We start from the raw sequence: 25,590 nt of genomic DNA, 5'->3' as shown, positions 1-25,590 counted from the left end.
TAGAGAGTAGGCTATGATAGGTATTTCTCAAATACAATTTCCTGGAAAGGATTCTTACAGATTAAAGACAGCAAGTTACTTCGCAGCTTTTGTTTCTTTAAGCATTTTAGTTAATCCTGCCAATGTCTTTTTATCTTTTGCCACATTGTTTTTTAGATCTGAAATAAAAACTTTTTACGTTTATAAAGACATAAAAGCTGCAAAGCAGGAAAAAATAAGTAAAAAGGAATATTGGGAAATATTTTTTAAGAATAATAGAATTAAGATAGCATCTTTCTTTTTATTTTTTGCTTTTGTAACATATCTAACCTTTACGACTGCTTTTCTACTCGTTTCGTTACTTGCAACAATACCACTTGCAATGGTTTTAATTCTATTACAAAGTGAATTAAGGCCAAAGGATTTTAATCCATTTACGTTACTCAAAGCTGCTATAAGTTTCTTTTTAGAAGGCATAAAAGAAAATACTCGCAGTATGACAAATAAGTTTGATGGTACTTATGAGCATTTACTACCCCATCAATTAAATAATGATATCATTAAAAATATTGACAAATTAAAAGATAAATATATTGAACAAGTATCTGAAGACACTATTAATAATGAGGGATTTAAAGAGTTTATTGAATATATAAATCACTTACATATGCTTGATGGCCAACCATTTAGTAATGAGAATAAGGGAAAATTAGTAATGTTTTTGCAAGATTTTTGCAAAGGTAATGAGAAACATAGCTCTGGTTTCACTGGTGGACAAATTCTTCTGTTAGTTCTTAGAGCCTGCAATGATGGAGATAGAGAAGCTGTAAAAAATAAAAAAGACGCGTTGATTGCAAATTTACTAGATAGCCAAACTTTCTCTAGAAAAGAACGAATTCCTAACACATGTTTTACTGGTGTTATCTACAGAATGTTAAGTACATTAGAGGGTATTCATTCCGATCCAGAGATTAAATTTACACCACCTAGACAAATGCTCCTTACAGAAGCAGAAAATGAAGCACGTAAGTTTATATTAGACAGGCTAAAAAATAAGAAGAACAGTAAAGAAATTCTTAAGGCTTGGTGTAATGCACAAAATAATTGTGAAGATGATAAAAGTCAAAAAATAGTTGATGATTTTATTGCAGAAGTAAGTATTCCCTTAATGAGAAATTTACTGAGTTTTACTTCTCAATATAGTGAACAAATTGTGTCGACATTAATGAAAAATATTAGTTCTGTAGAGTTAAATAAATTAGAGCATTCTACATTGAATCAATACATAAGAAATAAATTACAAGATCATGGTTTAGATAATCAAGTTGAAAATATCAGAGGAAAAGTCTTTTTGAAACTTTTAGAACGTGACTTACTTAAAACAAATTTTTCTCTTAAAGATTCATCTTTAGATGAAGCTAAGAGAATAGCTAACAAAATAATAAAAGAGGAAGTTGAAAAACTTAGATTGGAAACTGCTGAAAAGGCTAGGAAAATTAACCCTATAGAGGTTCAAGTAGATGTTACATTGCAAAATCTATCAGCCTTGTCGCGAGAAAGGAAGTGTTGCATTGCGTATAATAGACTAAGTGAACAGTACAAAGGTAGTGAAAGAGGAATAATGGAGAACATCTTATTGAAAAAATTAGAGATAACGAAAGAAGAAATGAATAAGATACTAGAAGAGCATGATATACGTAAGCTAAAATTAGCACTTGATGATGCATGTAAGAAAAGTGGAAAAAATATGAAAGAAATGATAAAAGAAGTGGAAGGAATAGTCTCAAGCCACCTCTCACATGGAGTATACGCTAGTAATTTAGCAGAAGGAGTAGGGCATAGCTCATAAAAACTTACGTTCTCTGCCTTGCAGAAGATTCGCAATGTTTTTATAGTGCTTCAAGAAAATTAATATCGCTGCAGTGAGTAGTACAAGAAATAACTCTTTTTTAAAAAAGAAAGATATTACAACAGCTATTGCAGTAGCAGCCAAGGAAGCAAGAGAAGAGTACCGAAAGATAAAAAATACTATTAGCCAGACAAATACAAATGCTAATGCTATAGAAATGTTAAGTGCTACTAAAACTCCCAAAGTTGTTGCAACCCCCTTTCCTCCATTGAACCTTAGCCAAATAGGAGACATATGCCCTAGAACTGCTAAAATTGCAGATACATATATATAAAAATCGTTATTATCACAAAATTGTTGTGCTGTATAAACCCCGACAAATCCTTTCAAAGAGTCTAGAAATAATGCAAGGACAGCAAGTCTCTTATTTCCTGTTCTTGCAACATTTGTAGCACCAATGTTTCCTGAACCTACTTCTCTTAAATTTATACCATTTATTTTTGCAATAATTAAGCTAAACGGTATTGAACCTAGTATGTAGGATAATATAAGAATTATATATTTCTCCATTATTCTAGCATCCTCTCTCTTGCCATCCCAGTGCGTGACACTGGGATCCAGCGAACTTTATTCGCAAACGAATCTAGTAGATAAATATAAAATTTTACATTAAAATATAACACTACGGTGGAACTATATGCAAAATAGATCCCAGTGTCATGCACTGGGATGACAAAAGGGAATTTTGCTATGAAAAGAAGATGGCGCTGGAATGACATCTGTTGTTGTACCTTCATATGCCAGAATTTAATTAATTTTATTATTCCTTAGCCTTTTTAGATAACATTGGACTTCATTGTTAATCTGATTGCTAAACAGTATAAGTGCTGTCATATTGATGAGTGCTAAACAAGAGAATAAAGCCCCACCAATATTAGCAATAGCCATTATATCTTTAGACAAACCTGACAAAAATGAAACTACTACCACCGCTATACGATATATTACTACACTTTTTACACCAAACAAATACAGCCATCCCATTTCACAACAATATACAAATGAAATTACTGAGGAAAACGCAAACAAAGGCGCAGCGATGGTTAAAAGTATAGGAAACCAAGAAGAAACTGTTTCAAATGCTTTTTGGGTGATCAATATTCCCTCGCCAATGCCGGTCTGGTATGCACCTGTTATTACTATTGTTATTCCTGTCAAGCAACAAATTAACATTGTATCAAAGCATGGTTCTATCATCGCAACCAGCCCAGTTCTAACTGGCTCCTCATCTTTAGCTACCGCGTGAGTGATTGCAGCAGAACCAACACCTGCTTCACTGGCAAAAATTGCCCTTTGAATTCCAGCAACAAATGCTCCTACCACTCCTCCACCAACGGCATTGAAGTCTATCATACTGGAAAACAATATTTTTAATGTATTGCCAAAATTGTGAATATTGAATGCAATGATTGTGATACAACTCAAAATATATATTAGTGACATGATAGGCACTAGTGCAGAAGATACTCTAGCTATTCTTCTAATTCCACCGATAATTACCAGAGCAAGTAACGTAGAAATTATGGAAGAGAGAAACCAAGGATGACCATCTATCCAATTTGAATAACCAGATAATATTGAAACCATTTGGTTAGTTTGAAATGCTACACTTCCACCAAGACCTGACAATACAAAAAACACTGCATATATTGCAGCTATTACAATACCAAGCTTCTTAAATCCAAATTCCTCTAGTCCATTTCTTATATATTGAAAGGGACCACTGAATAACTGCTCCTGGCCTTCTGTTCTGTGTCTGAATGCTAAAGTTACTTCAGCAAACTTTGCAGACATACCAAAAAAGCCTGTGATCATCATCCAAGGTACCGCTCCTGGCCCTCCCATTGAAATTGCAATTGCAACACCAGCAACAGTTCCAAGACCTACTGTGCTTGATAGCGCGGTTACAAATGCCTGAAAATGCGTAATGTGACCATCATGATGATCTGTGTCATATTTTCCACATAAAATAGCGAACGCATGCTTAAACATCCTTATGTTGAGAAATCTAAAACGTAGTGTTAGAAATATATAACCAAAGGCCAATAAAAGAATTATAAATGGTACGTGAAAGATCTTGAAAAACAACACTTCATTCATGAAGTTGCTTACTCCATTTAATGCAGTGTCATAACTTTTATGAAAAACTGAAGCAGCGTATACATCATTAAATGGTAGGCAAAATAACACTATATAAAGCATTCTATAAATCATGTTTAATACCTTTTGTAATAAGAATCTATTGTATTTAAGACTTCCCTTCTCAGTAGATATATCGCAACAGCATTTGGAATCATAAGGCACATAAACAGGCTATCACCTAAATAAGATATAAATTCTATATTTTTTGATATACAGCTTATATACACTGAACCCACTATAAAAAACTGAAACAATATCAGTACTTTTTTGTTACCAAATAAGTACACTAGGGCAACTTCACAGTAGTAATAGTAAGCTATGATTGTGGAAAATGCAAAGGAAAACATTATCAGCGGAAGAGCTAGCTTGCTAAATAAAGGTAAGGCTGTTGAAAATGCTGAGCTAACTAACGTAATATCACCTACGGTATTAGTGATATGCATATCGGTGATAATTATCACAATACCAGTCAAAAATGAGACTAATATTGTGTCTACAAATGGTGCAATCATTGCAACACTTCCAACTTTAACTGGGTCTTTCTCTTTTACAATCGAATGTGCTATAGCTGCTGTTCCAGTACCTGCTTCATTAGCAAACACTGACCTTCTTACCCCTGCTATTAATCCACTCAATACTCCACCTCCTATAGCTGATTTGTTAAAGATATCTTGAAATATTATAGATAGAGCATTCAGTAGATTATTTCCGTTTACACAGATTAAATATATACACATGCCTATATATAACATTATCATGATCGGCCCTAAACCTGTTGCAACTAAAGCAATTCGCTTTATTCCTCCCAGTATTACAATTAATACAAATAGCGAGATAATAACAGATGTGTTGTATTCAAATAAGTTACTTGACAACGCTGCAATTTGATTTGCCTGAAATGGTATGCCGCCTAGAATCATTGCAACAAGCAGCATAACTGCGTAGATAAATGCAAGGAATTTGCCAGTCTTCATAAATCCAATCTTTGCAAGTCCATGTTCCATATAATAAAAAGCCCCACCAGTTGTGTTTTCAGAGCGGTAATTGAATGCAAGCACCACTTCGGCAAATTTTATCGACATGCCAAGTATTCCGGTAATTATCATCCAAAAAATTGCACTTGGACCTCCTATTGTAATAGCTATTGCAACTCCTGATATTGTTCCAAGGCCAACTGTTCCTGAGATTACTGTTGCAAATGCTTGAACATGAGTGATTATGCCATTGTTATTATTGCATTTTAGGTTGAATAGCGTCTGTATTCCATGCTTGAATAATCTAAAGTTAGTAAACTTAAATCGAACCGTACAAAAAACTCCGGTTGCAATTACCCAAATAATTATGAATGGAATATTAAATATCTTTATATATAGAAGAGAGTTTAATAGATCAGTTACTTTTATAATCATGCTACTCAACTACTTTTTAATGAGTTTTATATGTGTAGTATATATAAAGTCCAGTGCTTATTGGAATAGTAAGTATATACAATGCGCCTGAAATTGGTAGTGTTATCCAGGGCTTGCTTATAAACAGTATGATCAATACTCCAAAAAACGACACAAATATATAGGATAGGCTTCTAGGAACATAAATGTACTTTGCAGAGAAAGTTGGAATATGACTTATCGAAAAAAATGAAATGGCCAAAAAGTAACAAGCTGTATTCTTTACGTTAAAAAATTGCTCTATAAGAAGTAAGTATTCACTCTCATGAGATTGAAAGGTAATAATTATTGGTAACAGAGCAAGTAAAGCACATACAGGAGCTGGAACACCGGAAAAGAAAAATTTTTTCCAGTATAATTGTTCTGAATGTAACGAAACATTGAATCTTGCAAGTCTTATTGATATGCAGATTACATATATCATTACTAGAATCCAGCCTACAACTTTAATTTCATTTAACTTCCAAAAATATAAAAGAAAAGCAGGTGCTGAACCAAAATTTAGAAAATCTGCAAAAGAATCGAGTTGTGCTCCAAAATCGCTGGTTGATTTTAAAATTCTGGCTATCCTGCCGTCCATTCCATCTATTATTGCTGCAATGATAATAAAAATTGCTGAAAATTCCCATTGTTCATTAAATGTGAATTTAAGTGAAGTAAGGCCAGCACATAAACCTAATAAAGTTATAAAGTTTGGGAATAACTTGGTAATAGGTAAAAATTTACTGTTACTTTCATCGTTATTCATATAACATCAAAAGTAAGCTTCTCTTGTTTATTAAAATCTGCTATAACTGTCTCACCGCCAATAACAGTTTGCCCTTCTGAAACTCTTACTTCTATGCCAATGGGAATATAAATATTTACTCTGCTACCAAATCTTATAATTCCAAATCGTTCACCTGCTTTTACACTCTGAGATGTCCTCAAATTACAAACAATGCGGCGTGCAATAAATCCAGCTATTTGCTCTACAATGATTTCTTTTCCGTTCTCATATTCAATCGCAATAACCTGCTTTTCATTCTCATTACTAGACCTATTGCTTATTGCGGAAACAAACTTGCCTTTTTTATAACTCATTTCCTTTATTGTACCAGATATTGGTATACGATTAACGTGGACATTCAAAACACTTAGAAATATGCTAACAAGCGTAAACTTCTTTTCTTCTTCATTCTCTTCTGATAAAGAGTAACTAACTTCTTCTATCTTTGAAATTACACCATCAGCAGGGCTTAATATAAAGTCCTTATTGTTTGGTACAGCTCTTGCTGGATCACGAAAAAAATAGGTACATAATAACGTTGGAAATAAGCAAGTAATTCCAGCTCCCCAGGATATAGAGAATGCTATACATGTTACGATAAAGGAAACAACTATAAATAAATAACCTTCTCTGTTTATATTAGGCAAACCAAAGCACATAATTTATTCTCGATAATTCATTATTAATAATTTATCATTTATAATTTCTCATGAAAAGCTTTTTTTCACTGCTTCACTTTTGGAATGATTATATAAGCATTTGCTTATATAATCATTGATGGGTATTAAATTTTTAATAAAAATTAAGGATTTTTACTGTTGTTAATATTATTTTAATAAAAAATTAATAATAATTCTTAATAATATATGAATTATTATGTTCGCAATTTCGTATGACAGGGGAAATAGAAAAAGATGAATCTCCTTCCTTATACGTTGCAATTAAGGAAGGTGATATTGAAGCTACAGAACTACTAATAAAGTCTGGTGCAAACGTCAATGATAGTTATGAACGTAATCGTACACCACTACATATTGCTATCGGGTATAAGCAGTTTGAAATAGCGAAATTGCTGATAAATAACGGAGCAAACGTTAACGCAAAAACTGAAAATCATGGCAAAGATGATTTAACACCAATGCACCTTGCAATTTTTGCAAACACGCCAGAGTTTATAGAATTGCTAGCTAGCAATGGTGCGTCAATTGATGAAAGAGAAAGCGCTGAAGGACATACACCTTTTCACCTTGCTGCTTTGTATGGAAATAAAAGTGTAATACAAGCCTTAGTTGATAAGGGACAGAATATTGAAGATATTGATAATAATGGTCGTACAGCTTTATTTTTAGCTATTAGTCAATGCACTGAAGCAGAGGATGATAGCAGAATAGAAGTTATCGAGTATTTGATAAATAAACTCAAAGCAGGCATAACGAAAAAAGATAATAATAACAACACAATACTTTTTCCTGCTGCTAATAATTGTTCTGGAAAGGTAGTGGAACTCATCATTAAACAATATAGAGAAAGCTTTGGTAGAGATCGGTTGAAGAATTTTATCAACCACAAAAATAATGCTGGAATGGATGCTTTGGATATTGCGCTCAACAGTGAAAATGAAGAAGCCATTGAAGTACTTAGATCATATGGAGCAGATATCGAGAATAAAGTAACTCCCAAGATTACTGTAGAAAAACCAAATAGTACCTTAGATGGAGCAGAAAGTGTAGAAGTGGTATCCCCAATCAAGCAAAAATAAAAGCAGCTCTAAATTTCTTGCTTTCTTTACATTCTTTCTATAGCATGACATATTAATGTTAGAATAGGGTATGTTTGCAGGTCAAAATAATAATCAACAACAGAATAGAGATAGAGCACAAGCTTTAATAGAAAGAGTGCAAAACGCTCATAATAATACTAGTAAAATTAAAAAATCCATTAATATAGCTTTATTAGTAAGTATGATTCTCCCATTTTCTCTTCTAATACAATTTTCTTTGTTTTTATGGCTGGTAAACCATTTTTTAAAACCGGAGGAAAATGAAAGGAAGTTATCAGCATGGCCAAAAAATATTATTAGAGTAATGTTAACGGCTGTTTTAATTATATGTATTATTATTTCTTGTGTATTTTTAGTGCTGCCCATGTTCTTCTTGTGGTTGCTAAACAAATCACTCATTGAAGAAATACAGCAGTTTAACGATTTAATACAACAAATTCCAGAGGAAGAAAGGCATGTTTTCTTTCAAGATTTAGCAACTATTCCTTTTATGGCACAAACTACTCATGACCCAAGTGCAGTTGCCAGTATAAACTTGAGTGTTGATAGACTCATAGAAAAGTATAAAGAAAATCTAAGCAAAAATGAATTCTATGTACAGTTAAATAGAGGCAACACAACCGGCATTGAAGAGTACATCAAAAAGTCAAATGAATTTATAGAAGACGATAAATCTCATGCACTTGAATGCTTAAGATTTATCAATAGAACAGGGGATAATTTTAAAGACAACCATAGTAAGTTAACACTAAAACAGGCAGCTATTTTATGTTGGAAAGCCTGCAATGATAGAAATACAGGGACAGAAAATCAAAGAACTCCTTTGAATGATGAAGACATAAAAAACAGAAAAGATATGTTTTTAAAAGGTCTTGTAGACGCTGCAACAACTTACGGTAATCAAGGTCAAAGTTGTGCAGGTGGAACATACAATAAATTATTTGAGTCTTTATCTGGTTTACATCCATCAGTGGTTATTACACTCGATGGAGAAGAGGCTAGAGCAATGATAAAAGAAACGATCACACAAAAATTCCCTGAAATGGCCAGAGCCAATTTCACCAATTTCTCTGGAACAGAACAAGAAAGGATCCGTAGCGAGTTACCAGAGTTATCATCTGAAACAGTAAGGTATATTATGACTACGCATTCAGCTCTTGAGAGAAGGTGTCAAGAGTTCAGCAGTAGATTAAACAATGATAAAAAGAATGAAATATTAGAAGAGTGTATGAGCAACTTATCCTATGTTGAGCTAGAAAGTTCAACTGAAAGGAGAAGGTAAATTGTATTTGATTCTAGCCATTTATCTTAAAATATGAAGCAGAGTTTTGGATTATTTAAACTTAAGTTTATGTATTGAAATAACATGTAAAACCACTTCGTGTAGGTGATATGTTATGTTTTATCTACATGTCAAGGATCCTTCTTTCAACTTAAAGATGTTGCTAATCAGCACATACAAATGTAATATTAATTAATATTTATAAATAAAGCAATTCCATGGAAAGTAACTACAACGCTGACGCAATAAAAATCCTAAGAGGTCTTGATGCTGTGAGAAAGCGTCCAGGTATGTATATTGGTGACACTGATGATGGATCGGGCCTGCATCATATGGTGTATGAGGTTGTTGATAATGCGATAGATGAGTCTTTAGCTGGATATTGCAGTAGGATTGAAGTTAGCATAAATGAAGATGGCTCAGTATCTGTAACCGATAACGGTCGTGGCATTCCAACTGATATTCATGCAGAGGAAGGAATATCAGCAGCAGAAGTAATAATGACCCAACTACATGCAGGAGGTAAATTTGACAGCAATACCTATAAGGTTTCCGGAGGATTACATGGTGTTGGAATTTCAGTTGTTAATGCGTTATCGAGTTGGCTGGAATTAACCATCTGGCGCAATAAAAAAGAACATTTTATGCGCTTTGAAGATGGTGAGTCTGTTGAATCTTTAAAGGTAATTAATGAAAACACAAATAAAAGAGGAACTAGAGTAACGTTTATGCCATCAACGGGGACTTTTAGTAGTATTGATTTTAGTTACTCCACTCTTGAGAGTCGCATCAGAGAATTGGCATTTTTAAACTCAAATATTGAGATCATTTTGTGTGATCTCCGTAATAAACCACATGTAAAGTCTCATTTTAACGATAGTAAAGAGTCTGAAGATAATTTTGGTACAGCTAATTTTGTACGGTACTTAGACAAGAATAAGACACATGTTACTAAAATTGCCAGCATTAGAGATAATGTAAAAGATCTAGGTACCAGTGTAGAAATATCAATGGAGTGGAATGATTCCTACTATGAGAATATGCTATGCTTCACAAATAATATAAGACAACGGGATGGCGGTACGCATTTGGCAGGGTTTAGATCTGCACTAACCAGATGTATCAATAACTATGCAAACAATGAAGGTTTTTTGAAGAAGGCAAAAGTGAATTTGACTGGAGAAGATGTTAGAGAAGGCTTAACTTGTGTTTTATCTCTCAAGATGCCTGATCCTAAATTTTCTTCACAGACAAAAGATAAATTGGTCAGTTCTGAGGCGCGGGCAGTTGTAGAGAGCATAGTTTTTGACAAGTTGAGTACAATGCTTGAAACTGACCCCAAGTTAGCAGCAAGTATAGTAGAAAGAGCGATTAGGTCAGCAAAAGGAAGAGAAGCCGCAAGAAAAGCACGAGAGTTAGTTAAAAATAAAAACAATATTAATATTGCAACTCTACCTGGAAAGCTTGCCGATTGTCAGGAAAAAGTTCCTGAGTTATCGGAATTGTTTATAGTAGAGGGTAATTCCGCAGGTGGTACTGCAAAGCAGGGACGTAATCGTAAAACACAGGCGGTACTTGCTTTAAGAGGGAAAATTCTAAACGTAGAACGTGCAGGGCTGGATCGTATTTTTTCATCTGCAGAAATTGGCTCTCTGATCACGGCAATTGGGGCTGGAATAGGGAGTGAGCACTTCGATATTGAAAAAACTAGGTATCATAAAATTATCATTATGACAGACGCAGATGTTGATGGCTCGCATATAAGAACTTTGATTCTAACTTTCTTTTTTAGACATATGCGTGAAGTAATTGAGAAAGGATATTTATACATAGCGCAGCCGCCGCTCTATAAAGTTACAAAAAATGCTAAAGATACTTATATCAAAGATGATGAAACTTTTGAAGAGTATATAGTAAATTCAGCGATTAAAAGATTAACATTAAATGGTGTAGGCAAAGACTTGCGTTTCGTTTTGAATAAGTGCCTCAGTATTTCAAACATTAGCAAAAATTATGATAGGGAAATACCACAAAATCTCTTAGAATCATTGCTAATTTTAAGCAAAAAGAATGCTCTATTGTCTGCTGATGAGATATTAAAATATTTAAAATTGATGTATAGTGAATATAATTGGGAAGTAGAAGTAAAAGATGAGGAAATTCACATTGCTAAATTGTTTCAAGGATTAGCAGACAAATATGTATTCTCGCTTAGTATGCTTGAAAGCAAAGAAATACGGAATATATTGAGTTCTCTTGATAACATAATTGACTTATTTAATGGTGATTCATTTTTACAGTCTCAAGAAACTGAAATAAAAATAAAGTCTCCAAGTGCACTCGCAAAAATAGTGATGGGTTATGGTAAAAAAGGTTTAACTCTGCAGAGATTTAAAGGTCTTGGTGAAATGAATGCAGATCAGCTTTGGGAAACTACACTCAATCCAGAAACTAGAACTCTGCTAAAAGTTGAAATAAAAGATTGTGAGGAAGCAGATGGCATATTCTCGGTGCTAATGGGTGATATAGTTGAACCACGTCGTGACTTTATAAATAACAATGCACTGAACGTGCATGATGTTGATATTTGATTTTAGAAATGCTAAACCCTTATGGCTCAGCATTGTGTGCCAAACCGGCTATTTAAAACGTACTACTAACCAATTCATTTCAGAAATCTGAATTGATCTCGGTTGTATTCCCGTTTTCGATCATAAATATATAGATTTTCTGCCGTATTGTTGTTACAATTAATGCCTCGCTAAATTAAATATTAATGGATGAATGAATTAAGAAAGCTAAGTATTACAGAGATGCATGATGGACTTAGGCAAGGAGATTTCTCTGCTGTTGAGCTTGTGGGGGCACATGTCAACGCAGTTGAAAGTGAACAGCTAAATGCATTTGTAACAAAAACCCCAGAAATCGCGATAAAAGCTGCTAAAATAGCAGATGAATACTTTTTGAAACAAAAAGATAATATTTCATCACTTATGGGCATACCAGTTGGTGTTAAAGATTTATTCTGCACAAAAGGAATAAAAACAACAGCATGCTCAAAAATGCTGGAAAATTTCATCCCGACTTATGAATCTACGGTATCTAATTTGCTTTTGAAAAGTGGAGCAGCCATGCTCGGTAAACTTAACATGGATGAATTTGCTATGGGTTCTGCGAACACAAATAGCTATTTTGGTCCTGTTGAAAATGTGTGGATTAGAAAAAGTGATGGAGAAAAAGTTGTTCCTGGTGGATCTTCCGGTGGGTCTGCAGCATCAGTTGCTGGGTTTTTATGCGCTGGAGCATTAGGAAGCGATACTGGTGGGTCTGTACGTCAACCAGCAGCTTATTGCGGAGTAGTGGGAATAAAGCCAACTTATGGAAGGTGTTCGCGTTTTGGTATGATTGCATTTGCGAGCTCTCTTGATCAAGCAGGAGTAATTACTCGTTCCGTTTCTGATTCAGCGTTAATGCTAGAAACAATTTGCGGCTATGATGAAAAAGACTCAACATCGAGCGAAATGCCGGTACCTAAATTTTCCAATCTTATAAATGGTGATATCAAGGGTAAGCGCATTGGTATACCAAAAGAATATAGAATGGATGGAATTTCAGAAGAAATCGTTCATTATTGGGAAAAAGTTTCTTCTAATTTAAAAGAAAATGGTGCTGAAGTTGTTGACATTACTCTGCCTCATACTAAATATGCGATACCGGTTTACTATCTAATTTGTTCTGCTGAAACTTCATCTAATCTTGCTCGCTATGATGGTGTACGTTACGGATTCAGGGTTGATGCTGATACTCTTGAAGAAATGTATTCGCTAACAAGAGCAGAAGGTTTTGGTAAAGAAGTGAAAAGGAGAATTTTAATTGGTGCTTATGCGCTTTCTTCAGGTCATTACAATGATTATTATGAAAAAGCACAGTGCATTAGGGCATTAATCAGAAATGATTTTATAAAAGCATTTGAAAAAATAGATTACATACTTGTTCCATCTGCTCCAACAGAAGCTTTCGGCTTGAATGAAAAGCCAGATCCATTAATTATGTGCATTAATGATGTGTTTACGGTGCCGGCAAGCTTGGCTGGATTGCCTGCTATCTCTATTCCTGTTGGACTCTCCAATGAGGGCTTACCGCTTGCCTTGCAAGTAATTGGAAATTATTACGATGAAGCTGGAATATTAAATATGGCAAGTGTGATAGAGCAAAATTGTGGCAGAATAATTAACTATCTTATGTAATATGCCTTCTTATATTAACTATAGCATTTTAGCTATAGGAAGCAAGAACTTGATTTTTGTAGCTAAATAATAGATTATCAAAGGCACACTCAAATATCTAAAATGAAAGAAAAGACTTTCACGATCATTGATGGTTACGGTTTTCTTTTCAGAGCTTATTATGTTTTGCATCATTTAACTACCACAACTGGTATTCCAATAGGTGCTGTATATGGTTTTCTGAATATGGTTCTTAAATACATTGTCCACTCGGACTACTTAACTATAGCACTTGACTCTGGAAAAAAAAATTTTAGGCACGATTTATATTCTGAGTATAAAGCAAACAGAGTAACGCCTCCTGAGGATCTAATTCCACAATTTACAATACTGAGAGAAGCGGTGGAAGCTTTTAACTTCAGCTATGAAGAGATTGAAGGCTATGAAGCAGATGACATAATTGCAACACTAGCTGCAAAATATGCCAACCACGAAGACTTTAAAGTAGTAGTAGTCTCATCAGATAAAGACTTATTTCAACTTTTGAATTACAACATTTTAATATTTGATCCTATCAAAAATATATACATAGATGAAAAACAAGTGATAGAAAAATTTGGTGTAAATTCACACAAGCTTCTTGATTTATTTTCTCTAACTGGAGATGCGTCTGATAACATTCCAGGCGTCCCAGGAATAGGGCCAAAGACTGCAGCTAAATTACTAGATGAATTTGATTCATTGGATAACATTATAGAAAACATCAATAACATTGAGCAAACAAGAGTTCGTAATATTCTTACTGAGCATAAGGAAAAAGCACTAATTTCAAGAGAACTTTTGTCACTATGCAAAAAAGTAGATCTTCAACATGATGTTGTAAAATATGAAGTCCATCCTCCAAATATGGAAAAATTGTTATCCTTTTTGAAGAAATATGAATTTAATTCATTGATAGGAAAAGTAGAAAAGCTTTTTTCTTATAGTGGATCTAGCACAAAAGAGAAAACAGAATATAGCGGTGAAGAATTAGAAAAATTTTTGGAGCATTGCAGATATGAAGGCAAAATTGCAATTCATTGCCACTTTGAAAACAACGCGTTAAACAAAATCTCCTTATCTTGCAGTGAAGATAATATTTTCTACATAGATCAAAACTGTCTACAAGATGCACTCACTATAATAAATTCAACTTTATTTTCAAATGGGGTGCTTAAAATAATACATGATATTAGAAAGATCAGAGAGACATTTCCTGCAATAGAGAAAGTGCTAGATTCAATTGATGACTTAATGATCATGTCATACAGTCTTGATACAGGGAAGCATGATCACAGCATTCCAAATATAGTTGCACACAATTTAAGTGAAAATGTAGAAACTTTCTCGGCAAAAACTTTAATAGCGATCCATGAGAAACTGACACAAAGATTATTTCAGGAAAAACTTTTTACGATTTACGAGCGCTTTGACAAGCCTCTCATGAAAGTAATATTTGATATGGAGAAAAATGGAATACTACTCAATATTCAAAAACTACAGGAATTGTCTGATAAGTTTGAGCAGCTAATTGCTGTACTTGAAAACGATATACATAATTTAGCAGGAGAAAAATTCAACATTGCATCGCCAAAACAATTAAGTGATGTTTTGTTTAATAAAATGGAGCTAAGTAAAAAGAAAAAGTCAAAATCTGGGTCTTATAGCACCAACTCTGAAGTTCTAGAGGCACTTGAAGAGGAGGGGACAGAAATCGCAGGTAAAATTTTAAGTTGGCGACATCTAAGTAAATTAAAGGGTACCTATACTGACGCGTTAATAAAACAGGTTGATCCGCTTGATGGTAGGATACATACAAGCTTTTCAATCACTGTGACTGCAACTGGAAGGCTGAGCTCTAGCAATCCTAATTTACAAAATATTCCTATCAGAAGCGAAGAAGGTAGTCTTATCAGGCAAGCGTTTATTGTGCCAAAAGGGTGCAAGATAATCTCTGCCGACTATTCGCAAATAGAATTAAGACTCCTGGCACATGTGGCAGATGTTGCGGCATTTAAAGAAGCTTTTGCAAATAGGGAAGATATTCATGATATTACTGCAAGACAAGTTTTTGGAGTGCAAGAAATAGATGAGCAATTAAGACGCAAAGCAAAAACCATTAATTTTGGAATTATATATGGAATTAGTCCATTTGGCCTTGCAAAGCGACTTGGAATTACCTTTCAAGAGGCTGCTGAATACATTAATTATTATTTTTCTTGTTACCCAGAAATAAAGGTCTATATGGAAAAAGCAGTATCTATCGCGAGAAATCATGGTTATGTAGAAACTTTGTTTGGTAGAAGATGTTTTGTAAGAGACATAAACAATAAAATTCCTTATCTAAGACAATTTGCAGAAAGGGCAGCAATAAATGCACCACTGCAAGGAACCGCCGCTGATATAATAAGACGTGCAATGATTCAGCTTTTTGATCAATTGAAAATAGGTAAAATAATCCTCCAAGTTCACGATGAACTACTAGTTGAAGTAGAGGACGACAAGGTACAAGAAATAGCAAAACTTATGAAAGACGTAATGGAAAATGCGATAGAAATCTCTATACCACTTGAAGTAGAAATAAAAATTAGCGACAACTGGGGCTTTTCTTAATTATACCGTAGACCCTAAGAACCTGTCTTGAAAGGACTTAATTAACAAGCATAGTCATATTAAAGAGTTCTTGAAGTAAGGAGGGCACGTTAAGGAAACAACGTTTACCTAAAATTCTGTGATATCAGCAGCTTTCTTGCCCCGTTTTCAGTAAACAGTGATTTTTCTATATATTAGAAAAATTTTTATTTTAATTAGCGTTAAACAATAGGCGCCTATTGGTTTTTAGCTAAAGTAAAGGTCAAATATCTGGAATTCTGGACATAAAATCCCCCTGTGTAAAAAAAGATTAGAAAAAAGTGCAGCGCACATACGACAGAGATTAAGTATACGTGTATACACTGAAGAGGATAAGCTACGCTTTTTGATTAAAAATTTGACTGAAAAGTCTGCAGACAAAGATAGATTTTGAGCTCTTAAAATATCTCTAACTGTAATTATAATCAGATTTAAAATATATGGAAGCAATTTTTTTACATTCCCTTATCATTTGTTACTTTTCTATTTCTTGCTTTATTCTTTTCTTTTTTCCCTTTCAAGACAGGTTCTAAGAAATTTGAATTAATGCGAAAAATATGCTATAATTAAAGCATAGGTTAGTACGGATAGATCAGTTATGACAGGAATACCAATTTCACAATCAAAGAATCAGGAACCTTCGAAGCCACCTGTTCAGGCGGTGGAGAAAAATGAGATGGTCCTCAAGGAGGAACATAGGGTAATTTATGATGACTTTGTGAAAGTGCTACAAGATAAGGCCAAAGGGAATCAAGGAATAACTAATGCTTTCATATCAGTTTATAAGGACATACTACTTAATAATGTCAATCCGGAAAAAATAAGACCACTCAGTGAAGAGAATTTTTGTCAGTTTTTACTTTCTATATTTAAAGAAGTTAGAGAGAAAAAATTGGCTAGAGAGGAAGATAGTAAAGTAAAGCAAGTAGTAGAGGCATGCTTAGATGATATACGTGGTACAGAAGCTAAAGATTCACTAATAAAACTTGTTGGGTTACCATTGGGAATAAAAATAGACCCGAAAAATATTTCTGGCTCCTTTATGGATGGAGTGAAAGAAAAAATACCATTTTTAGGTGGGGATAAAAAAGAAGAGGATGAACCACTACTTAGTGATGAAGAGATGGTAACAAAGTTCTTACGTAAAGTTTTTCTTCCTATTCTTTTTTCCATTGCTTCAATATTAATTTTTGGTCCTACTACACTTGCAATAGTTGCTGCTGTTATTGGTACAATATTTGCTGTAAAGGGAGGAGTTGAGGTTCTTTTTTCAAATAACAAAAAAGGTACTTTATATGATCCTAGTTCACAAGATAAAGATGATACAGAAAAGAGAGAAAAACTGAATGAAAAAATTCGCAATGGCATTGATGATATTTTAAAAACCGAAATCAAAAAAATTCCTGAACAAATTTCTCAGGGAGACGGAGAGAATAAACAGCATTTTGCTTCTGAGCGAGTTTGCAGTCCACGAAAAGAAACACCTGCTACCCTTAAACAACCTACTTTAGATCAGCCAGCTAAAAGTACAGGACAGCAAACAGATTTACCAAATATGTAGAGGTCTTTTATTGTTTTATAACACATACAACAGGAGTATGATCAGATGGGTTTTCTAGTTTACGCAACCTATCATCTATGTAACATGTTTCCAATTTATCTGCAGCTTGTGGCGATAGCAGCATATGATCTATTCGCATTCCTTGATTGTTTCTGAGTGAATTGCCTTGATAATTCCACCAAGTGAATTGTTGCAAATTTGGGTGAGATATTCTAAATGCATCTTTAAAACCAAGATTCAAGATCGCTCTTAATTTCTCACGCTCTTTTATATGAAAGCACACTTGGCCATTTAATAAATTTGAATCAAAAACATCAATTTCATCCAGTGCAACATTATAATCGCCAGCTATAATAGTTAACTCTTCATTTTTCAATAAAGTGCCCATCCTTTCATATAGGTTATCAAAAAACTTGAGTTTATACTCAAAAGTATGAGAGTCTGGGCTTTGACCGTTTGGAACGTATACACTTCCTACCCTTACCTTATTATTGGTGTGTTTTATCACACACTCTATATAACGTGCTTCTTGATGACTCTCTACAATATCAATTTTAAACTTCTCCAGTATTGGATATTTAGATAAAACACAAACACCATTTCTTGCAACCTGTCCATAGACAGCATATTCATATTCTAATTCTTCTATTTCTGCATAAGGAAATTGCTCTTCCGTACATTTTATCTCTTGCAGCAAAACTATATCTATCTGACTATCAACTATAAAACTACAAAGTTGGTTAGCTCTTTTACGTATGGAGTTTACATTCCAAGTTGCAATCTTTAGCATCAACAATCCTTATTAATTATATCAATTAAACTCTCCCCAGTAGGCAACCTCGATGTTATAATTTTTTTCCACTTGATTAACTTTAAACTATCAGCAATGTTTTTACTCATGGTATATGCAACTGTATTATTCATCACAGGAGATAGCCCACTTTTTAGAACTAATGAACAAAATACCCTTGCAGTTTGTGAGGAAAAAAAAGCAATGCTATCAATTTTACCGTCCAATAGTAAATTTTTACACCTATTAGTTAGACTCCTTTTAGTAATTGTTTTATAGAGTACAACTTCTCTTACGTTAAAACCTTCTTCAGATAATCTTTTTTTTAGGTCACATGATACTTCTTGTCCCCTTATATATAAGAACTTTATTGCATTTGAATAATGAGATTTTATGAATGATATCAGACCATCAACGTTGCTGTCTGCTGAGATTATATCGGAAAATCCCAAATTTTTTGCAGCCTGCATAGTTGAATTACCAACTGTAATAATCGAAAAGTTATCCTCTTTGCATATTTGACTGAAAGCCTTTACACTGTTTTTACTTGTAGATATCACAACGTCAAATTCATACGTAGATATATCAGGATTTAAGTACTTTATTGTGAATACTGGCTCTATAAAAACTTTGTATCCATATTTTTTTAGCGTGCTTCTTGTGTTCAACGAATCTAATAAAGGCCTTGTCAATAAAATAGACTTCATTTCGGTTATTTCACTAGCAGTAAAATAATATCCCTTATACACAAATTATTGAATAAAAATTTTATTTTTTAAGTTTCTTGTATAACCTAGAAAAAAGGCAAGAGAAACTCAATAGTTGACCTAGTAATGAAAAATTGATCATAAACAAGCGAATATTTTTGATCAAATAAAAAAAAGATGTTACTCACTGAGTAACATCTTTTTTAAGAAGATAGATAGTTTTGTTTACTCTCTATATCTTCACTTTTGGAGCTTTATGCTCTACATCAACTTCAGCAGTTACTGTTGAAGAAGGTCCCACCAATTTGTCCAAAGAACCTGTCTTTCTTAAGTCAGCTTGGGTTTTTAACTTGCCATTTTTTTCAGTGAACATACCATGTTGCGGAGAAGAACTTGGTGAATTGAACCCACTATCAGAATTACGACGGTAACTGGCAAAGCTAGAAGTTGTATCAGTACTTTCAGTGCTTAAAGAACCCATTGAATTGCTTCTTGGCGGTTTCTTCGGAGCAACATAAAAGCGGCTATTTCCTATCTCTGCAGATGGTATCTCATCTGCGTGCATCCTTTCATATTGTGTAAGAGTAACTTCCTCTGGCTTTTTGCTACCTTTTGACGAGAACAGCCTACCAAAGAATGAAGTAGATGCTTTTACTTTCTTATGCTCACTAGGATTTAATAATTCTGCTTCGCTGCTAGTAGTGCTGTAACTGCTTAAAGAATTCATTGAACTGCTTCCTGATAAGCTATTGGATTGTTCAGAGTTACTTCTCTTTAGTGAAAAAGATCTAGGTTTGTTATTATCCCCTTCTTTAAACATGTTATTACGCATTTTAAGCGATCCTTTTAGGATGTGGTCTTCTTTGCATTTTGCAATAACTTCCTTAATCTCACCATGATGTTCAGAGAAAATACTGTCTCTAAAGTATTTATCTTTATCTACTAGCCTTTCTGTGACTAATTTACGTAAACCATCTGCGTCCAAGTTATCAATAAACTTTTTCTGTTCTTTCCATCTTGTAATTAAACTAAGATTTTCCGTAAAATCATCTGCAGAGGAAGTGAATTCCACCTCTTCTTTCGCTTTTATTTTTCCTTCTATTTTCTCTGATATTCCAGAACGTATGCTCTCTATTAATGCAGAATTATTTCCTTTATCAGCAAAAATTTCTTTCAGATTCTTTTTAACTCCTTGAACTCTTTTCTTGTGTGATGAATCAGGAGTAAGCTCATCATCTATTCTGTCTGAATAATTTTCATTGCCAGCTGCACGATATAACTTATTTGCTGTTGCAGTGAGTATATCACTTGCTTTTTCTTTCGTTTTTTCATTGATAAGATGAGCACCTCTCTTCAGTGAATCTGCTGAATACTCATAGCCATCTTTAATTTTCCCGCCAATATGCTTCGCTCCTTCAACTGTTTTTTCTGCTGACCATTTGAGTCCTTTATATCCAGATTGAACTGCTTTTACAGCAACTTTTGCAGCGAAATATAAGGTAAGACCAACTATAGCACCTGGTATAGCAAGTGTTGCACCAACTGCCAAAAGTGGTAGCACTGCTGTAAATAATCCACTTGCTGTACCTATTACAAGGGCCTGATCTCCTTGCTTCATTTTAGAGAATTCTGTATTTCCTTTTAACAAGTCAGTAATTCTTTCCTTTAGTTTTTTAGAATCATGAACAATATCTGCACTTAATAAATTTTGCATAATTGTACTAACACCAAAATTATCTTGTTGAGCTTCAACAGGACGTGAGTTAGGTTGTATTTCACTAGGTAACATTTTTAACCTCACTATTAATTAAATATACTAATATTGTATATATCTGATTCTTAAGTTAGGGTTAATTCATCTAACAACGTCCACTTACTCTCAAATGATTTTACTTGATGTGTTTTTTTGAAAGCACAGAAAATTAGTGATTGTTGCAATATAATATCTCGTTTGGATTAGCTATAGTTGAAGCAAAAACTCATCCTTTTGAAGGAGTAGATTTTTCTGGAACCTTAGCAGGGGTTGATTTTGGATCTGATAGTTCTGTTCTGACATATTTGCCTTCTTTATCATATAAATCGTGAAAATCATTCATTTGCACGTCAGTTTGAACTTCCATTTCTTTGATCTCTTTTTGATCTGTTGAAGATGATGCATCAACACCTGTACCTTTAGTAGCTTTTTGTTTTAGTTGTGTGTTTTCTTCTTGTAATTGTTTTGAATTTTTCTTTAACTCACCAATCTCTTTTATTTTTTGTTTTAGTTGTTCAGATATAGTTAGTTTGTCCCTAGCCAATTTTTTATTTTCCTGTCTTAACTCACTAATCCTTTTACTTGAGGTTTTATCTGCAGCCTGTGTACCTTGGTCTTGTGTTTTAGGAACTGTAGTTTCGTGATCACTTGCCTGGATTCCTCTACTTTCATATTCAACTTCAGTTTGAGTTGCCTGACCTTTTTCCTGCTGTAATCTGTCCTGCAATTTCTCTAGAGCTTCTTTAACAGACTTCAGCTCTTCTTGTAACATACCCTCCTTTGCCTTAAACTGTTGTTTAAGCTTATCTATTTCTTCATTCGTATTTATCTCACTCATCTCATCTGCAAGTGATTTTCCAGATTCAAGTTGTTGAATTTTCCTTTCTAAATCTTCGTTTTTCCTCTCTAAATATTCTTTTTCCCCCTCTAAATCTTTGTTTTTTATTTTTACTTCATTTAATTCTTTAACCAAATTATCGATTTTTTCCTTCAATTCTTCTACCAACAGCTTTTCATTATTATCTGTTTTCGGTATTCTTTTTGTAATATTTATCAGCTCTGTGTTTTCTTCTTTCAACTTACTTAGTTCAGTCTCACCTTGATTCAATTTTTTCTGTAGTTCCTCATTTATTCTATTTGTTGATTGAATCTCACTTTCTTTATCTTTCAATTGATTAATTAAATCTTTTATTCTAGCATTTTTATCTTTTTGACTTTGTTCTAGTACGGTTACTTTTTGTGCTAATCGATCTATGTCTTTATCCTTTTCAGCTAACTCTTTTTCCTTTCTTTTCAATTCATCTTTAAGTCTTGTGACTTCTTTTGCCAAATCTTGCTTTTCCTCGATTAATTGACTTGCTTCTGCTTCACCTTCTTCTGTTATCTTCGTATTACGGCTTTTTAACTCCGCGTTTTCCTTCTTGAGATATGTGTTTTCTTCCTCTAACTCATTTCCTTCTTGTTTGTTCTCTTCTTCATCACTAAACGTATCACTCTCAAATATTTCATCTTCACCATTAAATTCACTACTAATAGACAAAGAACTTCTGCGTGAAGAAGGTGTATTAAGAGAAGAATATCCACTGCTACTTGGTGTAGCTGACTGTGGTGAATCTTTTGTAAATGTTTCCTCTGCTGGTGTTTGCTGCTCGTTCACACTTTTGACCATGTCAGTGAAAGTTTGATATAGAGTTTTGCCATTGATAAAAACTTCTTTATTCTGCTCAACTAATTTTAATACCTCTTCTGGGTCAGTTATTTCTCCAAATTTTGGTTCATCAATCACTCTTTTTATGCCCTTAGAATTTACTTCTACAGTCATGCTACAATCTATGCTATTGCCTTTAGAATCCTTAGCTTGCCAGTTAATGGTCATCTCACATGAGCTTGAACCAGTAAAATCATAGTGCCTTTCGCTGCCTTTTTTGGTTGCAGTTATTTGACTATCTTTCCCTAAAGATAGGTTATAAACCTTGCCTTCGTCACTGGCTCTTAAAAGGGTGCTAATCTCTATTGGTTTTTCTTTATTTTTAAACCTAATTTGAAAGTCATTATCTTTTGTTGTATATACTAAGAAATTTTCACTTGGTAGAGATTCTGCGAATTTTTTATGTGCTGCAGTTATTGATTGCTCAAACTTTTGAAACTCATTTTCCCACTTTAAATTTATCTGTTCTTTAACGTTTTCATCTTTGCGTAAAGGGCTGATAAAGTACCAGATTAAATTTTCTTCTTCTAGTTTTCTGATAAAATCCTGAAAATTTTTGCAAGATTTAATGAAACTTAAAATATCATTTTTCTTCTGCTCATCTAAATCTAGACCTTGATTTTCAGTTACAAGTAAATTTTCTTTTGTCATAATTTTTATTTTTAGAGAACTATATTATAATATTAGCATATTTTCTTAAAAAATCAACTAATCTTATAGTTAAATAAACTTGAGTATTTGGCGGGAATGTTATATATTAACCACTCCAAGAAGTGCAGTATGGACAATACTATTATAAGAAAATACGATATTAGAGGTGTGGTAGGCAGAGACCTGCAGATCAGTGATGGGTATGAAATAGGCAGAAAATTTGGTCAAACTGCAGCTAACGTTTGTGTAGGCTATGACAGCAGGATAGATTCACCAAGTATAGAAAAAGAATTAATCAGAGGCTTAATTTTATCCGGTGCAAATGTTATACGCGTTGGGCTCTGTTCTTCACCTATGCTCTACGCTGCAACAATGAATGCAGATCTTGGGATTATGATCACTGCTTCTCATAATCCCAGAAAATATAACGGCTTTAAATTTTTCAGTAGTAAAAAAGTTTACTCAGATCAAGAAATGAAGGAAATTATAGGCAGTACAATTAAAAACAGCACGAAAATTGGAAGCTTAATTAACACGAATATATATAGCGAGTACGTTAACATATTAAAAAATGTACTCAAGAATAACACTACACAAAAACTAAAAATAGCCTGGGATTTTGGCAATAGTCCAACAATTGTAAGGTATATTGAAAAAGTTTTACCAAGTCATATACACATCATAACCAATAATTCTATCGATGGAACGTTTCCACTGCACGACCCAGATCCCATAGAAGAGAAAAATCTTGCTCAGTTAATAGATATTGTCAAGAAAGATAAATGTGATCTTGGTATTGCACTTGATGGTGATGGTGATAGGGTACGCTTGATTGATAATAAAGGTAATGTTGTTTCCAATGATCACTTGTTTATGATTTTTGCACGTGAAGTATTGGCGGAACACCCAAAAAGCAAAGTTATTGCCAACGTAAAAATGAGTATGAAAGTGCATGATTTCGTTAGCAAATTAGGGGGGCAAGTAATTACCTGTGCCACTGGACACTCACTAGTTAAGAAAAAGATGGTAAAAGAGGAGGCAAAGTTTGCCGGTGAACTGAGTGGACATTTTTTCTTCTCTGAGCTGGGCTTCGATGATGGACTATATTCTGCTGTTAAAGTCATTAACATTTTACTTAAGAAAAACCAAAGCCTATCTGAGATGATTGAAGATTTACCAAAGTTATATATCACTCATGAAGTGAAAATTGTAGTGAAGGATGAGAAAAAATTTCAAATAATTGAGTCAGTAAAGGAGACGCTAAAGCAGAAAAATATTGTATTTTCAGAGCTTGATGGTATTAAGGTAACCGATAATAAAGGTTGGTGGCTTCTTAGAGTATCAAATACGCAAAACTGCATTACAGCAAGATGTGAAGGAAATACCTTAGAAGATTTTGAACTCACTAAAAAAGTTTTGTTTTATTACATTGATGAACTAAAATTATACATTTAAATTTTTTTTGATGGTTTACTTATTCGTCAATGTTTGCAGTTTTGTTTGATTAGTCATAGGAATTGGTAACCTATGGCGAATTGCTGTGGATAATAGCTGTCTAAGCTAATTTAGCTATAGAAAATGAACACTCACTTTTCTTTATTGTTTTGAGATTTTTCTTGATCAACCATTTCCTCACCGATCTCTTTTATTTTTAGTATCAATGACTCTGGCACATACATGTTAATTACTTCTTCTGTTGTCACAAATAAAGCCTGATAAGAGTGTGAATTTATTATCCAATTGGGCAATATGTCTTCTGCGTCTATTTTAGACTCTCCCTCTTTTTTATCATATACTGTGTGGCAATATAAGTGCACAGCAAAAAATAGTACATAAGAAAGCAATATTCCTCTGAGTGCTCCGACAAAGATTCCAGTAACTCTATCCATTAATCCCAACCTTATAGGTGATAATATGTACATTAGCCAGTTATTCATTGTCATGAATGTAAGATTAAGTATGATAAATACAGAGATTGTAGAAAGTATGTTTTGTGTAACTTTAGAGTCAAAATACTTACTATAATTTATAATAAAAAAATCATAGTAACTAGCTGTCAAAAAGACTGATAAGAGCAAGAACATTAATGCACATAGCTCTTTTATAAAACCTCTAGTTATTGATATTATTACACACAAGACAATAATAAAAATAATTAGACTATCGAAAAACATATTTTGTATCTATATGATTTTCAAGATATAATAGTTGTAAA

Annotated in this window: 19 protein-coding genes; 8 read left to right on the top strand and 11 right to left on the bottom strand. The window is 33.5% G+C overall.

All coding sequences use genetic code 11. From position 1 onward, the window contains the following. Positions 1 to 13 precede the first annotated feature (13 nt). A complete protein-coding gene (locus BWZ41_RS01555) occupies positions 14 to 1,828 on the top strand; it encodes a hypothetical protein (RefSeq protein ID WP_143689176.1) in 1,815 nt (604 codons plus the stop codon). Here BWZ41_RS01555 and plsY read toward each other — a convergent pair. The 6 genes from plsY to BWZ41_RS01525 are packed head-to-tail and all read right to left on the bottom strand — an operon-like array spanning position 1,823 to position 6,906. Further along, positions 1,823 to 2,398 (bottom strand): glycerol-3-phosphate 1-O-acyltransferase PlsY, encoded by a 576-nt coding sequence (gene plsY / locus BWZ41_RS01550; protein WP_143689175.1) that lies wholly within the window; start codon positions 2,396 to 2,398, stop codon positions 1,823 to 1,825. The genes BWZ41_RS01555 and plsY overlap by 6 nt on opposite strands. Further along, positions 2,398 to 2,625, bottom strand: a complete 228-nt coding sequence (locus BWZ41_RS01545; protein ID WP_143689174.1) for a hypothetical protein — start codon at positions 2,623 to 2,625, stop codon at positions 2,398 to 2,400. The genes plsY and BWZ41_RS01545 overlap by 1 nt, the downstream gene beginning before the upstream one ends. A gap of 10 nt (positions 2,626 to 2,635) precedes the next feature. Then, positions 2,636 to 4,102 (bottom strand): alanine/glycine:cation symporter family protein, encoded by a 1,467-nt coding sequence (locus BWZ41_RS01540; protein ID WP_006012035.1) that lies wholly within the window; start codon positions 4,100 to 4,102, stop codon positions 2,636 to 2,638. A gap of 2 nt (positions 4,103 to 4,104) precedes the next feature. After that, positions 4,105 to 5,439: an alanine/glycine:cation symporter family protein gene (locus BWZ41_RS01535; protein ID WP_143689173.1), complete on the bottom strand. Its 1,335-nt coding sequence runs from the start codon at positions 5,437 to 5,439 to the stop codon at positions 4,105 to 4,107. Between the two features lie 16 nt (positions 5,440 to 5,455). Next, the gene (locus BWZ41_RS01530; RefSeq protein WP_063631018.1) at positions 5,456 to 6,226 is read right to left on the bottom strand and encodes a CDP-alcohol phosphatidyltransferase family protein; all 771 of its coding nucleotides are present in this window, start codon (positions 6,224 to 6,226) and stop codon (positions 5,456 to 5,458) included. Next, entirely contained in the window at positions 6,223 to 6,906 is a 684-nt protein-coding gene (locus tag BWZ41_RS01525; protein WP_006012044.1) for a phosphatidylserine decarboxylase, read from the bottom strand. Before BWZ41_RS01525 ends, BWZ41_RS01530 begins: the two co-directional genes overlap by 4 nt. A 233-nt stretch (positions 6,907 to 7,139) precedes the next feature. On the opposite strand from BWZ41_RS01525, the gene BWZ41_RS01520 reads away from it, so the two are divergent. From BWZ41_RS01520 to BWZ41_RS01490, 6 genes are all read left to right on the top strand, one after another. Continuing rightward, entirely contained in the window at positions 7,140 to 8,006 is an 867-nt protein-coding gene (locus BWZ41_RS01520; RefSeq protein ID WP_143689172.1) for an ankyrin repeat domain-containing protein, read from the top strand. Between the two features lie 70 nt (positions 8,007 to 8,076). Then, positions 8,077 to 9,309 (top strand): hypothetical protein, encoded by a 1,233-nt coding sequence (locus tag BWZ41_RS01515; protein WP_143689171.1) that lies wholly within the window; start codon positions 8,077 to 8,079, stop codon positions 9,307 to 9,309. Positions 9,310 to 9,527: 218 nt separating this feature from the next. Further along, on the top strand, positions 9,528 to 11,900 hold the full coding sequence (gyrB, locus tag BWZ41_RS01510; protein ID WP_143689170.1) for a DNA topoisomerase (ATP-hydrolyzing) subunit B: 2,373 nt from the start codon (positions 9,528 to 9,530) through the stop codon (positions 11,898 to 11,900). A 189-nt stretch (positions 11,901 to 12,089) separates the two neighbouring features. Beyond that, positions 12,090 to 13,556 (top strand): Asp-tRNA(Asn)/Glu-tRNA(Gln) amidotransferase subunit GatA, encoded by a 1,467-nt coding sequence (gene gatA / locus BWZ41_RS01505; protein WP_143689169.1) that lies wholly within the window; start codon positions 12,090 to 12,092, stop codon positions 13,554 to 13,556. A gap of 102 nt (positions 13,557 to 13,658) precedes the next feature. Then, a complete protein-coding gene (gene polA / locus BWZ41_RS01500; protein WP_143689168.1) occupies positions 13,659 to 16,187 on the top strand; it encodes a DNA polymerase I in 2,529 nt (842 codons plus the stop codon). 694 nt (positions 16,188 to 16,881) lie between these two features. Beyond that, positions 16,882 to 17,766, top strand: a complete 885-nt coding sequence (locus tag BWZ41_RS01490; RefSeq protein WP_410543271.1) for a hypothetical protein — start codon at positions 16,882 to 16,884, stop codon at positions 17,764 to 17,766. A 7-nt stretch (positions 17,767 to 17,773) separates the two neighbouring features. On the opposite strand, the gene BWZ41_RS01485 is transcribed toward BWZ41_RS01490, so the two are convergent. The 4 genes from BWZ41_RS01485 to BWZ41_RS01470 form a co-directional block, all read right to left on the bottom strand. Next, positions 17,774 to 18,556, bottom strand: a complete 783-nt coding sequence (locus tag BWZ41_RS01485; protein ID WP_143689167.1) for an exodeoxyribonuclease III — start codon at positions 18,554 to 18,556, stop codon at positions 17,774 to 17,776. Beyond that, positions 18,556 to 19,263 (bottom strand): uroporphyrinogen-III synthase, encoded by a 708-nt coding sequence (locus BWZ41_RS01480; RefSeq protein WP_143689166.1) that lies wholly within the window; start codon positions 19,261 to 19,263, stop codon positions 18,556 to 18,558. The genes BWZ41_RS01485 and BWZ41_RS01480 overlap by 1 nt, the downstream gene beginning before the upstream one ends. Before the next feature lie 232 nt (positions 19,264 to 19,495). Continuing rightward, positions 19,496 to 21,052, bottom strand: coding sequence for an actin-bundling T4SS effector WalE1 family protein (locus BWZ41_RS01475; RefSeq protein ID WP_143689165.1), 1,557 nt, complete (start codon positions 21,050 to 21,052; stop codon positions 19,496 to 19,498). 190 nt (positions 21,053 to 21,242) lie between these two features. Beyond that, entirely contained in the window at positions 21,243 to 23,375 is a 2,133-nt protein-coding gene (locus tag BWZ41_RS01470) for a coiled-coil domain-containing protein (RefSeq protein WP_143689164.1), read from the bottom strand. 129 nt (positions 23,376 to 23,504) lie between these two features. On the opposite strand from BWZ41_RS01470, the gene BWZ41_RS01465 reads away from it, so the two are divergent. After that, a complete protein-coding gene (locus BWZ41_RS01465) occupies positions 23,505 to 24,830 on the top strand; it encodes a phosphomannomutase/phosphoglucomutase (protein ID WP_177429445.1) in 1,326 nt (441 codons plus the stop codon). A gap of 131 nt (positions 24,831 to 24,961) precedes the next feature. On the opposite strand, the gene BWZ41_RS01460 is transcribed toward BWZ41_RS01465, so the two are convergent. Beyond that, positions 24,962 to 25,549, bottom strand: coding sequence for a CvpA family protein (locus BWZ41_RS01460; RefSeq protein WP_064085309.1), 588 nt, complete (start codon positions 25,547 to 25,549; stop codon positions 24,962 to 24,964). Positions 25,550 to 25,590: the final 41 nt, after the last annotated feature.

The organism is Wolbachia endosymbiont of Nilaparvata lugens (genome assembly GCF_007115045.1).
GTDB lineage: Bacteria > Pseudomonadota > Alphaproteobacteria > Rickettsiales > Anaplasmataceae > Wolbachia.
Note: the sequence above shows the minus strand (reverse complement) of the source record. Positions and strands in the feature narration are given on the sequence as shown.

Bases quoted from the DNA above. Each gene is read 5' to 3' on its own strand.
- polA (WP_143689168.1), top strand. From the start codon at position 13,659: ATGAAAGAAAAGACTTTCACGATCATTGATGGTTACGGTTTTCTTTTC.
- BWZ41_RS01465 (WP_177429445.1), top strand. From the start codon at position 23,505: ATGGACAATACTATTATAAGAAAATACGATATTAGAGGTGTGGTAGGC.
- BWZ41_RS01470 (WP_143689164.1), bottom strand. From the start codon at position 23,375: ATGACAAAAGAAAATTTACTTGTAACTGAAAATCAAGGTCTAGATTTA.
- BWZ41_RS01520 (WP_143689172.1), top strand. From the start codon at position 7,140: ATGACAGGGGAAATAGAAAAAGATGAATCTCCTTCCTTATACGTTGCA.
- BWZ41_RS01540 (WP_006012035.1), bottom strand. From the start codon at position 4,102: ATGATTTATAGAATGCTTTATATAGTGTTATTTTGCCTACCATTTAAT.
- BWZ41_RS01475 (WP_143689165.1), bottom strand. From the start codon at position 21,052: ATGTTACCTAGTGAAATACAACCTAACTCACGTCCTGTTGAAGCTCAA.
- gyrB (WP_143689170.1), top strand. From the start codon at position 9,528: ATGGAAAGTAACTACAACGCTGACGCAATAAAAATCCTAAGAGGTCTT.
- BWZ41_RS01530 (WP_063631018.1), bottom strand. From the start codon at position 6,226: ATGAATAACGATGAAAGTAACAGTAAATTTTTACCTATTACCAAGTTA.
- BWZ41_RS01460 (WP_064085309.1), bottom strand. From the start codon at position 25,549: ATGTTTTTCGATAGTCTAATTATTTTTATTATTGTCTTGTGTGTAATA.
- BWZ41_RS01525 (WP_006012044.1), bottom strand. From the start codon at position 6,906: ATGTGCTTTGGTTTGCCTAATATAAACAGAGAAGGTTATTTATTTATA.
- BWZ41_RS01485 (WP_143689167.1), bottom strand. From the start codon at position 18,556: ATGCTAAAGATTGCAACTTGGAATGTAAACTCCATACGTAAAAGAGCT.
- BWZ41_RS01535 (WP_143689173.1), bottom strand. From the start codon at position 5,439: ATGATTATAAAAGTAACTGATCTATTAAACTCTCTTCTATATATAAAG.
- BWZ41_RS01515 (WP_143689171.1), top strand. From the start codon at position 8,077: ATGTTTGCAGGTCAAAATAATAATCAACAACAGAATAGAGATAGAGCA.
- BWZ41_RS01545 (WP_143689174.1), bottom strand. From the start codon at position 2,625: ATGAAGGTACAACAACAGATGTCATTCCAGCGCCATCTTCTTTTCATA.
- BWZ41_RS01480 (WP_143689166.1), bottom strand. From the start codon at position 19,263: ATGAAGTCTATTTTATTGACAAGGCCTTTATTAGATTCGTTGAACACA.
- BWZ41_RS01490 (WP_410543271.1), top strand. From the start codon at position 16,882: ATGGTCCTCAAGGAGGAACATAGGGTAATTTATGATGACTTTGTGAAA.
- gatA (WP_143689169.1), top strand. From the start codon at position 12,090: ATGAATGAATTAAGAAAGCTAAGTATTACAGAGATGCATGATGGACTT.
- BWZ41_RS01555 (WP_143689176.1), top strand. From the start codon at position 14: ATGATAGGTATTTCTCAAATACAATTTCCTGGAAAGGATTCTTACAGA.
- plsY (WP_143689175.1), bottom strand. From the start codon at position 2,398: ATGGAGAAATATATAATTCTTATATTATCCTACATACTAGGTTCAATA.